Source organism: Streptomyces erythrochromogenes (genome assembly GCF_036170895.1).
Taxonomy (GTDB): domain Bacteria; phylum Actinomycetota; class Actinomycetes; order Streptomycetales; family Streptomycetaceae; genus Streptomyces; species Streptomyces erythrochromogenes.
This window is the reverse complement of record NZ_CP108036.1, coordinates 8,270,803-8,283,142: the sequence shown is the minus strand read 5'-3', so window position 1 is coordinate 8,283,142 and position 12,340 is coordinate 8,270,803. Positions and strand designations below refer to the sequence as shown.

Below are 12,340 nucleotides of genomic sequence, written 5' to 3'. Positions count from 1 at the left end.
CGCTCGCCGCCGAAAGACTCCAGGAGTGGTACTTCAAGGAGGTGGACGGGCCAAGGGCCTGCTGGTGGAGTTCACGGACATGGACTGCATCGACGTCGCCGTCCAGACCCGTCCGGGTATGGCGGATGCCCTGTGAGCCTGATTGACTCACAGGGCATTCGTGCTGGTGGGGCAGCGTGCTGCGAGCCCGGGGGGCGGGGGCTGGCAGGACCGCTGCGCCGCGGTCGGGGATTCGGACGCGGCCAACGGGCCGTCCGCCCGGGGAGGGCGGTGGGCTCGGCGCGCTCCAGGTTCGGCGGGGACAGCCGGCGTTGCACGTGGATTCCGACTCACCTGCACGGCCGCTGGTGCGTTCAGGCGGTCTAGTACAGCTTCGTACCGGCCTGTCCCTTGCAGTCCCACAGCTGGACGCGGGCGCCGTTGGCGGTTCCGGAGTTCTCGACCTCGAGGCACTTTCCGCTGGCGGGGTTCCTGAGGGTGTAGTAGCCGTTGCCGGCGTCGAGCGGGTACCACTTGGATCCGGCCTGTCCGTTGCAGGCCCACTGCTGGACGCGGGCGCCGTTGGTGGTCCGGGAGTTCTCGACCTCGAGGCATTTGCCGCTGTGGTAGTTCTTGACGTATTCGTAGCTGCCGTGCTTTTCGCCGTACCAGCCGGATCCGGCCTGTCCGTTGCAGGCCCACTGCTGGACGCGGGCGCCGTTGGCGGTCCCGGAGTTCTCGACCTCGAGGCACTTGCCGTTGAAGGTGTGGATCAGCCAGCCGCCTGCAGCGGCTGCGGACATGCCCTGATCGGACGTGGACTGTCCGGGGCCGGGCAGGTGCGAGGGGCCGGAAGCAGATGCGGAGGCGGGAGTGACGCCGAGCGCCCAGGCGCTGACCAAAACGGCGCCGAGGGTGAGAAGGCGACGGGGCATGTGTGTGTCCTTTCGTTGTCGGCCTTCGGGCCGGGACGTGAACGGAGTTACACGATCTCGTTCCGCGACCGGTCGGCGGCAGTGCGATGCTCATCGGCCGATGTGTATTTCACATGGGTGAGGCGGGTGCGGTGCACGGCGTGCGTCCAACGCGGCCTCATGAGCGGGCGGAGCTGGGCATTGCGGCGCGGGCGGCCGCCGTCGCGCAGGCCCAGGGCAGCGGGCCCGGAAACAGCGAGCCCCCACGACCCGACGGGCAAGCCGCCCAACGGCCCGGCCCCGGCGTCGAAGGACCGCTCCAGAGGACGCGCCGGGCCTCGGCACCTGGTGCTGTCGTTCGGCCGGCCGCTTGAGCGCACCGAGGACGGCTTGACCACTCCCCGTCGTGATGGGTCGTCCGGCTGCCGCCGACGGCAGCCTTCGTGATCTCCCGGGGCCCCTCGTTCCGGTCCTCGGCCGATGGGCGCTCATGGCGTGTTCCGGTCTGCTCGACCGCAGACACCAGGAACCGGGCCTCGATACGTACCGACAACCCGCGGCGGGCACCGGTGGGGCGGGCGGACCGCGTCGGCAGCGGTGGGCGTGTCATCCCGATGGGGCGATGTGCGACACGGAGGATCAGGCAAGACTCTCGCCGAGACCGACTTCGCTCCGGAGGTTCCATGTCGCACAGCGGCGCGCCTCGCATCGACGTTCCGCGTGAGGCCCCGGCGCGGGCGTCGCTCGTTCTGGCGTCCCTGATCATCGTTGCCGCGGTGGCCAACTTGAACCTGTCGGTGGCCAACGTGGCCCTGCCCGCGATCGGCAAGGCGTTCGACTCCTCCCAGAGCGCGCTGAACCTGATCGCCGTGGGGTATTCCCTCGGCCTGGCCGCGTCGGTGCTCTATCTGGGGGCGGTGGGCGACCGTCACGGGCGCAAGCTGCTGCTGCTCCTCGGCGTCGCCCTGTCCGTCCCCGCCTGTCTGCTCGCCGCGTACGCGCCGAGCGACACCGTCCTCGTGGTGGCCCGGATCCTCGGCGGGCTCTCGGCGGGCATGGCCTACCCGACCACCTTGGCACTGATCACCGCCCTGTGGGCGGGGCCGGGGCGGACGAAGTCGATCGCACTGTGGTCGGCCCTGGGCGGCGGCATCTCCCTGCTCGGGCCGGTGATCGCGGGCGCGCTGCTCGAACGCTTCTACTGGGGGTCGGTGTTCCTGGTCACCCTGCCCCTCGCCGTGGTCGCGCTGGTCATGGCCCTGCTGTTCGTCCCCGCGCACGCCAACGAGTCGGCCGAACCGGTGGACAACCTCGGCGGCATCCTGTCCGTCCTCCTGGTCGCGGGGCTGGTGCTGGCGATCAATTTCGCCGCCGTCCCCGACCAGGGGGCACTGGTCGTCGGCCTCGCCGCGATCGCCCTGGCCGCCGGAGCGGCGTTCGTCTGGCGTCAGCGCCGGGCTCCCAACCCGTTGTACGACCTCCACATCGCCGGCCGGCGCACGTTCTGGGTCGCCGCATGCGCGGGCATCATCGTGTACGGCTCCATGATGGGATCGGCGTTCATCAGCCAGCAGTACCTGCAGAACGTGCTCGAGTACAACCCCGTCGAAGCCGGCGCCGCCATCCTCCCCCTCGTCGTGATGATCGTGCTCGTGGCACCACGGTCCGCGAAGCTGGTCGAGACACGGGGAGCCCGCACGACCCTGCTGATCGGTTACACGTTCCTGTTCCTCGCCTTCGCCTGGATGCTGCTGTTCTGGGGCGAGGACAGCAGCTACTGGCAGATCGGCCTCGCCTACGTGCTCATCGGTATCGGCGCCGGCTTCGCCGGGACGCCCGCATCCCACTCGCTCACCGGATCGGTGCCCGTGCGACGCGCCGGCATGGCCTCAGGCACGGCCGACCTTCAACGGGACCTCGGCGGGGCCGTCATGCAGTCCATCATGGGTCTGCTCCTCACCGCCGGCTACGCCTCGGCCTTCAGCGCTGCGATCGCCGCTTCCCCCGAGAGCAAGGACGTGTCCGACCAGGTCCAGAGCGAGCTGACGAAGTCGTTCGCCTCCGCCGGGCAGGTCGCCCAGCAGTACCCCGAGTACGCCGACCAGATCGTCGCGGCAGCACGCCAGTCGTTCCTCCACGGTGACGACCGGGCGTACGCCGTCGGCCTGGTCGCGATCGCGCTGGGTGCGCTGCTGATCTTCCTCATGTTCCCGCACCGGGATGCCGAGCGGGAACTCCTACTGCGCTACTACACCGAGGACTCCGCATCCGCCGACCGGGGGCTGTGAGGAGGAGAATGCCAAGCATGGCCATGGTGAAAGACCTTGATGTCCGCGGTATGCAGCACTGCGAGACGACGGCACTGGGCATGCTGCTGCGGCACGAGGGACTCGACTTGTCCGAACCCATGCTGTTCGGCCTCGGCTCCGGGTTGTCCTTCATCTACTGGGACAGCAAGAGCATGGGCCTTCCCTTCCTGGGGGGCCGGGTGAAACCGTTCGAGCTCACCAGGAACCTGACTGCCAGGCTCGGACTCGAGCTCCTGGTCTCGGAGACCACCTCCCCGCGCAAGGCGTGGCAGAACGTGGCGGCCCCCATCGACGCCGGTCGGCCGGTCGGGCTTCAGCTCGACAGCTACCACCTGGACTACTTCAGCACCAAGGTGCATTTCGGCGGGCACGTGGTGGCCATGTACGGCTATGACGAGCAGGACGCCCACCTGGTGGACACCGACCCGCAGGGCGGAGCCGTCTCGACCAGTCTCGCCAGCCTGGCCAGGGCAAGGGCCGAGCGCGGCCCCATGACCGCCAAGAACCGCTCCTTCACCATCACGGCGCCCGTGGGCCTGACGCCACCACGAGACCGGATCGTCCCCGCGATCAAGACCTGCGCCGACGCCTTCCTGCACCCGCCCATCGCGAACCTGGGGCACCGCGGCATCGCGAAGGCCGCCGAGCAGGTACCGAAATGGCTGCAGCGCAGCGCCAACCCACGCGAGGACCTGCCGCAGGCCGCCGTCCTCATGGAGAGGGCCGGCACCGGCGGCGCCCTGTTCCGCAACCTCTACCGGGACTTCCTCGCCGAGTGCGCCCAGCTGATCGACAACAGCCACCTGCGCACCGGCCACACCCTGTACACCGAGGCCGCCGTCTTCTGGACAGAAGTGGCCGCGCTCATCGCGGCAGCAGGCGAATCCGGCGACGCGGACCATCTCGTACGGGCCGGCTCCGTACTCGGTGAACTCGCGCGTATCGAGCGCTCTGCGATGCAGGCACTCACCATGCTCTAGTGCGCGGGCACACCACGGTGGCCGTGCCGCCGGCCGCGGGGCAGGTGGAGCAGTGCGGTGGCATGCGGACGGTGCGCGTGGTGGGATCGGCGGATGAAGGATCCCTTCGGCTGTGACGAGCCAGCTCTCCTGGCATGTTCCGGGACGGCGGACCGGGCGGCGGCGCGCCGCGCTGTTGCTGCGCGCGCCGCCGACGCAAGGGACCTGGAGCTGTTGCTGGACATACTCGGGCTGCTCCCCGACCCGGGCCCCGGGCCCGAGTCCTGGGCCGCCGCCTCCAGAGCACTCGATCCGCAGGCGGGGCACGACAACCGCCCGCCCGGCCAGTAGGACTGGGCACGAGGCGCGGCGTCGGCGGCGTGGGCGGGGAGGGAGAGGAGGAGGGTTGTCGGCAGTTCGCCTCTTCGCGCCGCCCGTTTCGCTGACGAAACGGCACTGCGCTACCTCCGGCCGGACACCCCCCGGCCCCGGTTCAGGTCGGTGTACAGCAGGTGGTGGTCCGAGTACGGGCTGGGGCGGACGTGGTCCGTGCCCGGGGTGATACCGCGCAGGAAGACGTAGTCGAACGTGCTGTCCCAGTCGGTGGTCGTCGTGCAGGCGTCGGCGTCTGCGCCGGCGTCGGCGTCCGCGTCGGCGTCCGCGTCGGCATCGGTGGTCGAGGGGCGGCAGCCGTGGTCCGTGTCCGGGGCCAGGGCCCACATCGGGGCGAGTTCGGGCGCGTGCGGCACGGCGTTGAAGTCGCCGAGGACGATCGCGCGGTCGTGGCGGGCGACTTCCGCGGCGAGCACCTCGATCTGTCCCGCGCGTACCTCGCCCTGCCGGCGCTCGGCGAGGTGGGTGTTGAAGACGCGGACGGGCCGGCCGTCCACCAGCGTGGTGACGGCCAGGTAACCGCGGTCCTCCGAGCCGCCGACGGGGTACTCGACGCTCACCCGGTCCGTCATCGGCGCCGCCGAGAGGATCGCCTGGCCGTAGCCGCCCGGCCGCCACGGCAGCCCCCCGCAGCGGTTCCAGTTCCGCAGGACCGTCCCGTACTCGACCCGGTAGGTCAGCCCGTAGACCTCCTCCAGGTACCTGCGGATCCGTTCGACGTCACGTACGCACGCCTCCTGCAGGGCGATGAGCTGCGGCGCGTACGTGGCGATCTCCGTCGCCCGGCCGAAGTCGTTCCCGCTCCCGCAGGGATTGCAGATGTTCCACGTGCCGACCCGGCCCGGTACGACCGCCTCGGCGGCGTCGGGCTGCAGCGGCCTGGCGAACAGGAGGCCACCGTTCGGTGCGCCGGCGCCCTGGAGCAGCACGAGGCAGACCGCTGTCATCGCGGCCGCGACCCACCGCGCGCCCCTGCTCAGCACGATCGCCTCCCTGGAGTGGACGCACCTCATCACACGGTGCCTCGCCCCAGTATCCAGGTGCTTCCCGGCCGGTCCGTCCGGCATCATCACCGCATGATCGACAATCGGATCACCCATCGAACGGCGGACGGCGTCCGCGTGCCCGGCACCTGGCGGCACGCGTTCATATGCAACGGCGGCTCCTACTTCCTCACCGACCTCTTCATCTACGCCGACGGCCTCGTCGACTGCTGGGAGTTGGTCACCCTCGACGAGTTCGAACAGAAGCTCCGCTGTGGATGGGTGGCCACCAGCCTTCCGGACGGCGGGCGCGCCTCCGCGCACGGCCTGGCTTCGTGGACGTTCGGTGAACCGTGCACCTGGCTGACGCCGGACCTTCTGCTCGCCGAAGTCCGCGACACCATCGACGAGCTGAACGGCCGCCCCGATTCGACCGCCCGCTGCCTCGCCGCGGTGGACGTCTTCATGGCGGACCGCACGGAGGAGAGCCGGGCCGCCGCCCGGGCTGCCTACCTGGCCGTCCCCGAGAGCGTGCGGCACTACGCGCTCGGCGACATGGACCGCAAGGACCGTCCCCTCAAGGTGCTGGTGGCGGGGCCCGGCGGCCGGATCCCGGACGAGTCGGGGGCAACGGTCGCGCAGCAGGAGTACGACGCAGCCGTCGCCTACTTCGAGGACCGCGCGCAGTGGCTCGCGAAGGCCCCTTCGCGGGTGCCCGCCGACGGGCCGGCCGAGTCCTTCGCTCCTGCGGTCAAGATCTACCACTCGTATCCGCAGCGCGCGCTCGAAGACCCGGGCAAGAAGGCCCTGCGCAACGACTACCCCGCGCCGATCACCATCGGGGACGTCACGTACCCGTCGGTGGCGCACGCCTACTGGGCCCGGTCCGTCGCCGAACCGGATGCCCGTGCCGCAGTCGTGGCGGCGGAGTCGGGCGCGAAGGCCCGTACGGTCGCGGCCGCGGTGGCCCGGCGCGAAGGCTGGGGGCAGGTCCGGACGGCGGTCATGGCCCGGCTGCTGCGAGCCAAGTACGAGCAGCACCCCGACCTCGCGGCGATCCTGCTCGCCACGGGTGACGCGACCCTGCTCTACGACGACGCCGACTCGGGCTTCTGGGGCGAGAACGGCGGCCGGGGCCGCAACTGGACGGGCCGCCTTCTGGAACTCGTCCGTGCCGAACTGCTGGCCCGGCAGGCTCTCGTCGACTGACGCGGGCCACGCATCGAGGTGTGCTCGGCGGGGCGATCCCGGCCGGACGTCCGTGCGTCATCAGATTGCACGCGGCCGCCGCGAAAACCGAACCGGACTACGTCGTGACCGACGACGGGCACGCCTTCGGCCCACCGTTCGGCGGGTACGTGGACCCTGGCCACGGTGGCCGCCGCTGAACCCGACCGGCCTCGCATCGCGGGTGTCAGTGCTGCCCGGCATGGTACCGGGCATGATCAACGACTTGGAGAGCATCGACTGGGCATCCATGGGGCACGCCTACGGGCCGGCCGATGATGTTCCGCAATGGCTGCACGACATGGCGTTGCCCGACGCCGAGCCCCGGGAGCAGGCCTTCAGCAGCTTCTACGGTGCCGCCCATCACCAGGGGGACGTGTATCCGTGCACGGTGGCCAGTCTGCCGTTCCTGTTCGCCATGGCTGACTCCCCCTCCACGCCCGATCGGGCGTCGGTGGTCGCGCTGATCGTGAGCATCGGCCGTGAAGCCGTCGATCATGAGGGCTTCGGCGGCGTCTGGATCGGTCCCGACGGTCAGGAGTCCACTGCCTACCAGGACGCCGCAGCGCTGATACGCGGGTGCGGAGAGGCTTTCGTCGGCTGCGCACGTGACGCAGACGCGCGGGTGCGCGGGGCCGCGATCGCGGGCTTGGGGCTGTTCCTGGATGACGCCGAGCGGGCGGTAGGCGTTCTCCGGGGCCGGCTCGGCGCCGATGATGAGACTGCAGCGCCCCGCCCAGCTCAGCGCCCGTACCGCCGCCGGCCCGAAGCGCTTCGAGCCCGCCGAACGCGCGATGCGTACGCGCCGCGAGGTCGTCGCGGACGCGTACGACGACATCGTGGAGTCCTACTCCACCCAGGTCGCGGCCCGCTCGGCCCGCCGCACGGCGCAGCTCCCCTTGCTGTCCCGCCGTCATGGGCACCGGACCCGACGCCGTCGTCATCGGCTTCGTCTCGATCGGGGGCGTCCTGGAGGAGCCGGTCGGCGAGGCCGCCGCTCCGGGCGCGGGCCGGCCTTGCGATCCGGCGTGGAGGATCGTCGCCGGGCCTTGCCGCCCGGACGCTCCGGGTCCGTGGGTTCGGTGTCTACCGGGGTCTCTTCTCACGTGCCGCCGGTGCGGTCGTGCCGCGCAGCAGGGCGCCGGTCGCGGTCGCACCGGCGACGGCGAGCAGGAGCGGAATGACAACTTCCTGCTGGGAGCCGGTGAATTCCAGGGCGAGCACGACCGCCGTGACCGGCATCCGCTGGGACACCGCCAGGAACGCCCCCGCGGCCACGACCGCGTAGGACGCCAGGAGGGTACCCGGCCACATCAGTTCCCAGAGCCGGCCGACGACGATGCCGAGCAGCGCGCCGTTGGCGAACGACGGCGTCAGGAGCCCTCCGTAGGCGCCGGCCCGGAGGCACAGGGCGACGACCGCGGTACGCAGCACCAGGAGTACGAAGGTGACGTTCGGTCATGAGACCGCGGGCGAGGTGGCCGTTCTCGGTGAGGACGTCACCGGTCCCGCGAGGGAGACCGCGTCGTCCTCCAGGCCGGTGAGGTCCGCGACGGAGCCCCTGCACTCGGGGGGTGAGCATCGACGGCGGCTGGGCCGAGTACACCGTGGCCGCCGCCGAAGTGGTGGTCCCCCTGCCGCCCGGGATCCCCTTCGAGCAGGCCTGAGTCATCCCCGACGCGGTCTCCACCCCGTGGGCGGCGATCACCTCGGGTGCGAACGTACGCCCCCCGGAGGCCGTCGCGGTATGGGGTGTCGGCGGTCTCGCCGCGCACGCCGTGCAGTTGCTCCGGATGGTGGGCGCATGCCCGGTCGTCGCCGTGGACCCGTTGCCGGCCGCCCGCGAGCGGGCCCTCCGGCTGGGGGCCGACACCGCCCTGGACCCGGCAGACCCCGAATTCGCCAACCTGCTGCGCGCCGCCGCCGGGACCGGGGGCGTCGCCGCCTTCGACTTCGCCGGTGTGCCTGCCGCACGGGACCAGGCGCTGGCCGCCCTCGCCGAGTACGGCCGGCTGGTCCTGGTCGGCCTCACCGACCAGCCCTTCACCATCCAGGACAACCTCTGGTTCTGCCGTTTCCGGCAACGAGTCCTGGGCCACTACGGCTCCCGCCCCGAGGACCTCGTCGACCTGGTCCGCCTGGTGGGCATGCGCCGTCTGGACCTCTCCGGCTCGATCAGCGGGATCCACCGGCCGGCCGACGCGGCGCAGGCCGTGAAGGCTCTGGAACGCAAGGAGGACAACCCGATCCGGCTGATCCTCACACCCTGACGGCCCCGCACCGGTCCGGCCAGAACGACGGGCTCAGCCGAACTCGGACCAGTGGCCTTGCCGACGAGGGCGTGGGTCTCGAACCCCCAGGCGACGGCGAGGAACGCCACGAACGTCATGCCGCGTCCGCCGGTGTCGTCCTGCTGGCGCCCGGTTGACGCGGGGAGTGGTGAGCGGGTCGTCGTCCTCGACCTCCACGCGGACGCGCCTTCCTCGTCGGCATCAATGCGGACGAGTAAGGCACCCCGGCTGCCGGTCGGTGGGGCATGGCGGGGCCAGGCGGCAATGCCTTCCACTTGCCATACCTAGTACCTCTAGGCTAAACCTAGAGACCCTAGGATGATGAGGAGGGCGCATGGCACGGGCAGGGCTGACGGCGGACCGGGTGACGATCGCGGGCGCCGAACTGGCGGACGAGGTCGGGCTCGACCAGGTGACCATGTCGCAGTTGGCGCGGCGACTCGGCGTGAAGGATGCGAGCCTCTACACGCATGTCCGTGGCCTGGAAGACTTGCGCGGGCGGATCGCGCTGCTGGCGGCGGAAGAGAAGACCGTCCGTATCGCGGAGGCCACCGCCGGACGGGCGGGCAAGGATGCGCTGGTCGCGTTTGCCGACGCGTGGCGGGAGTACGCCCACAAGCATCCGGGCCGCTACATGGCGACGCAGACCCCGATCCGGATCGACCCCGAGCTGGCCGCAAAAGCGGCCGGACCTCGCCGCGCGGTCGAGCTGACCTACGGCGTGCTGCGCGGCTACGGACTCACCGAGCCTGACCTGACCGACGCGGTGCGGTTGCTACGCAGTACGTTCCACGGCTTCGTCGCCCTGGAGGCCGCGGGCGGGTTCGCTCATGAGCGTTCGCCGCAGCAGACCTGGGTCCGAGCCCTCGACGCTCTCCACATCCTCCTGGAGCACTGGCCCCCGTCCCGAAAAGGAGACTCCGCATGACCGACCCGACCATCGGCAGCCTGCGGGTGAACGGCGCGACCCTGCACTACGAAGTACGCGGCCAGGGCGGCCCGCTCCTGCTGCTGATCCCCGGAGGGGCGGGCGGCGCGGCCTCCTTCGACGGCATCGCCGACGACTTGGCCACCGAGTACACCGTCGCGACCTACGACCCCCGCGGCATGTCCCGAAGCACGCTGGACGACCCCGAAGCCGAGCAGAGCGTGGCCGAACACGCCGACGACGCCTTCCGGATGGTGGAACTGCTGTCGCCGGATGAGCCGGCCCGGGTGTTCGGGTCCAGCTCGGGCGCGATCGCCAGCCTGCACCTGCTCACCGCGCATCCCGAACGCGTCGAACGCGTCGTGGCACACGAGCCGCCGGTAGTGGAGGTCCTGCCGGACGCCCCCGAACACCGCGCGTTCATCGCACGCGTACAGGCAACGTTCCAAACGGAGGGGCTCATGCCGGCGATCGCCGTGTTCTCCGCAGGTCTCAAGAAGGACGGCGAAACCCTCGAGCCGCAAGCCGAGACCAAGCTTCCACCGCGGGCTGCGGCGCGGGTTGAGCAGACGATGGCCAACCTGCCCTACTTCGTCGGGCGCATCGTGCCGAGCTTCATGTCCTACGCCCCGGACATCCACCGACTGCAGGCCCTGTCGAACCGGCTCGTGCTCGCCTGCGGCCACGACTCACGCGGCGAGCTGCCCTACCGTCCGGCCGCCTTCCTGGCCGACCGTCTTTGCACGGAACTCCTGCATTTCCCCGGCGGGCACACCGGCCTGACCACGCACCCCGACGAGTTCGGCGAGTTGCTCCGGAAGGCATTCCGAGCGTGAACCCGAAGCGAACTCGCCCTGGGTGACTCAAACCGAAGGTGGCGACTCAACGGCACGTGCGCAACTGGTGTAAGCAGGCAGCGCCGTGTGAGGGTGCGTGAGATCTCGCCGGGCTGCTCAGAAGAATGGGGGCGGGGCCTGGCGGGTCATGCGCCACACGGTCCGCCGAGCCCCGTCCGGCCGTCCCGGCCGGCGCCTCGACCGGCTCGATTACTCTCAAACGCGTGATCGAGCACATCAACCAACTTGGTGCCAACCCACCCGTCCCCGGACCCGCACCCACCCCCACCACACCCGTCGTCTGGGCCCTCAACACCACCATCCACACCGTCGGCGGCCACCACGTCACCGACGCCCACACCATCCTCGACGCAAACGAAAACGAACGCGCCACCCGCTTCCACACCCCCGGCCTCACCCACCGCTACACCACCTCCCACCTCGCCCTCCGCACCATCCTCGCCCTCTACCTCAACCAACCCGCCCACACCATCCAACTCACCCGCGAAGACTGCCCCTGCTGCGGACAACCCCACGGCCGACCCAACCTCCCCGGAAACCCACTCCACTTCTCCCTCTCCCACAGCGGCGACCACGCCTACATCGCCCTCGCCACCACCCCCGTCGGCATCGACATCGAAGAACACCCCACCCCCCAAACCATCAACGACGTCCTCCACCTCCTCCACCCCACCGAAACCCAAGAACTCACCACCCTCCCCACCCACGAACGAACCACCGCACTCGCCCGCTGCTGGGCCCGCAAAGAAGCCTGCCTCAAAGCCACCGGCACCGGACTCGCCAACGGCCTCACCCACCCCTACGTCAGCACCCACCCCACCCCACCCACCATCCCCGGCTACCACCTCACCGACCTCCCCACCCCACCCCACCACCAAGCCGCCCTCGCCACCCTCACCCACACCACCCGCACCGTCGACGCGTGAGGCCGCTCACGAAAATTTCACAACTCGGTTCCCGGGTCGGTCGTAGGCGATCCCCGGCGGCTCCGCACCGCTCCGTACCGGGCTCCAAGACCAGGCTTCGAAGCCGTCCGCAGGGAGCCTCCGCGCGCGTCGAACCGCCCCGTCATGTGCCGCCGGGGCCCACGGCGGGAAGTGCGACGTGGCTGGAATCCGTTCCCGGTGCGGAAGTGACGGAGCGTGTCAGTCCGTCAGGGGCATCGGGAAAGGCTCAGGCAGCGGCGGCGGCGAGCCGTGCCGGTCCGGGAGAGGTTCTGCGGCGGGGCGTCCTGGGGCCACGACCGCTTCCGGCGTGAAATCGAGCCACCTGGGGCACCGCGGTTCGGGCCGCACATGCGGTACCGAAATGCGGTCGGCGGGCTTCCGGTCTCCGGGTCGGGGCGATCGGCCGTGCCCGCGTCATGTGCGGTACGTCTTTGCTCAATCGTGGCCGGAGCATGGCAAGGATGTTACGCGTCCGTCGGCCTCTTGTGGGCGGGCCGGGGGTGGGTCAACCTTTCGAAGGCGAAGGTGAGTTGACGGATTGTCATGTGCATGG

11 protein-coding genes are annotated in these 12,340 nt (G+C 70.6%); 7 read left to right on the top strand and 4 right to left on the bottom strand.

Features of this window, described 5'->3' with window-relative positions; all coding sequences use genetic code 11:
• Positions 1-362: 362 nt before the first annotated feature.
• Positions 363-914 carry an RICIN domain-containing protein gene (locus OHA91_RS38225; protein ID WP_328740952.1) on the bottom strand — a complete coding sequence of 184 codons (552 nt, stop codon included), beginning with the start codon at positions 912-914 and terminating at the stop codon, positions 363-365.
• A 662-nt stretch (positions 915-1,576) separates the two neighbouring features.
• On the opposite strand from OHA91_RS38225, the gene OHA91_RS38220 reads away from it, so the two are divergent.
• Both OHA91_RS38220 and OHA91_RS38215 read left to right on the top strand, forming a co-directional pair.
• Positions 1,577-3,181 carry an MFS transporter gene (locus tag OHA91_RS38220; RefSeq protein ID WP_328740951.1) on the top strand — a complete coding sequence of 535 codons (1,605 nt, stop codon included), beginning with the start codon at positions 1,577-1,579 and terminating at the stop codon, positions 3,179-3,181.
• A gap of 17 nt (positions 3,182-3,198) precedes the next feature.
• Entirely contained in the window at positions 3,199-4,182 is a 984-nt protein-coding gene (locus tag OHA91_RS38215) for a BtrH N-terminal domain-containing protein (RefSeq protein ID WP_266504390.1), read from the top strand.
• Positions 4,183-4,622: 440 nt separating this feature from the next.
• On the opposite strand, the gene OHA91_RS38210 is transcribed toward OHA91_RS38215, so the two are convergent.
• Positions 4,623-5,567, bottom strand: a complete 945-nt coding sequence (locus OHA91_RS38210; RefSeq protein WP_328740950.1) for an endonuclease/exonuclease/phosphatase family protein — start codon at positions 5,565-5,567, stop codon at positions 4,623-4,625.
• Between the two features lie 63 nt (positions 5,568-5,630).
• Here OHA91_RS38210 and OHA91_RS38205 point away from each other — a divergent pair, with 63 nt between their 5' ends.
• Positions 5,631-6,746 carry an NADAR family protein gene (locus tag OHA91_RS38205; protein WP_031155026.1) on the top strand — a complete coding sequence of 372 codons (1,116 nt, stop codon included), beginning with the start codon at positions 5,631-5,633 and terminating at the stop codon, positions 6,744-6,746.
• A 205-nt stretch (positions 6,747-6,951) separates the two neighbouring features.
• Here the strand turns inward: OHA91_RS38205 and OHA91_RS38200 are convergent, their stop codons facing one another.
• Together OHA91_RS38200 and OHA91_RS38195 are read right to left on the bottom strand one after the other, a co-directional pair.
• A complete protein-coding gene (locus OHA91_RS38200) occupies positions 6,952-7,602 on the bottom strand; it encodes a hypothetical protein (protein ID WP_266504395.1) in 651 nt (216 codons plus the stop codon).
• 248 nt (positions 7,603-7,850) lie between these two features.
• A complete protein-coding gene (locus tag OHA91_RS38195) occupies positions 7,851-8,198 on the bottom strand; it encodes a chloride channel protein (protein WP_266504397.1) in 348 nt (115 codons plus the stop codon).
• A 359-nt stretch (positions 8,199-8,557) separates the two neighbouring features.
• On the opposite strand from OHA91_RS38195, the gene OHA91_RS39970 reads away from it, so the two are divergent.
• The 4 genes from OHA91_RS39970 to OHA91_RS38175 all read left to right on the top strand — a co-directional run bounded on the left by OHA91_RS39970 (position 8,558) and on the right by OHA91_RS38175 (position 11,766).
• Positions 8,558-9,034, top strand: coding sequence for a zinc-binding dehydrogenase (locus tag OHA91_RS39970; protein WP_408059220.1), 477 nt, complete (start codon positions 8,558-8,560; stop codon positions 9,032-9,034).
• Between the two features lie 355 nt (positions 9,035-9,389).
• Positions 9,390-9,983 (top strand): TetR/AcrR family transcriptional regulator, encoded by a 594-nt coding sequence (locus tag OHA91_RS38185; RefSeq protein WP_328740948.1) that lies wholly within the window; start codon positions 9,390-9,392, stop codon positions 9,981-9,983.
• Entirely contained in the window at positions 9,980-10,819 is an 840-nt protein-coding gene (locus OHA91_RS38180) for an alpha/beta fold hydrolase (RefSeq protein ID WP_266504401.1), read from the top strand. The genes OHA91_RS38185 and OHA91_RS38180 overlap by 4 nt, the downstream gene beginning before the upstream one ends.
• A gap of 224 nt (positions 10,820-11,043) precedes the next feature.
• Positions 11,044-11,766 (top strand): 4'-phosphopantetheinyl transferase family protein, encoded by a 723-nt coding sequence (locus OHA91_RS38175; RefSeq protein WP_051893445.1) that lies wholly within the window; start codon positions 11,044-11,046, stop codon positions 11,764-11,766.
• Positions 11,767-12,340: the final 574 nt, after the last annotated feature.

What these genes read in the sequence shown, in the direction of transcription:
- OHA91_RS38185 (WP_328740948.1), top strand. Translation starts at nt 9,390, where the DNA reads ATGGCACGGGCAGGGCTGACGGCGGACCGGGTGACGATCGCGGGCGCC.
- OHA91_RS38180 (WP_266504401.1), top strand. Translation starts at nt 9,980, where the DNA reads ATGACCGACCCGACCATCGGCAGCCTGCGGGTGAACGGCGCGACCCTG.
- OHA91_RS38205 (WP_031155026.1), top strand. Translation starts at nt 5,631, where the DNA reads ATGATCGACAATCGGATCACCCATCGAACGGCGGACGGCGTCCGCGTG.
- OHA91_RS39970 (WP_408059220.1), top strand. Translation starts at nt 8,558, where the DNA reads ATGGTGGGCGCATGCCCGGTCGTCGCCGTGGACCCGTTGCCGGCCGCC.
- OHA91_RS38225 (WP_328740952.1), bottom strand. Translation starts at nt 914, where the DNA reads ATGCCCCGTCGCCTTCTCACCCTCGGCGCCGTTTTGGTCAGCGCCTGG.
- OHA91_RS38200 (WP_266504395.1), bottom strand. Translation starts at nt 7,602, where the DNA reads ATGTCGTCGTACGCGTCCGCGACGACCTCGCGGCGCGTACGCATCGCG.
- OHA91_RS38215 (WP_266504390.1), top strand. Translation starts at nt 3,199, where the DNA reads ATGGCCATGGTGAAAGACCTTGATGTCCGCGGTATGCAGCACTGCGAG.
- OHA91_RS38220 (WP_328740951.1), top strand. Translation starts at nt 1,577, where the DNA reads ATGTCGCACAGCGGCGCGCCTCGCATCGACGTTCCGCGTGAGGCCCCG.
- OHA91_RS38210 (WP_328740950.1), bottom strand. Translation starts at nt 5,567, where the DNA reads ATGAGGTGCGTCCACTCCAGGGAGGCGATCGTGCTGAGCAGGGGCGCG.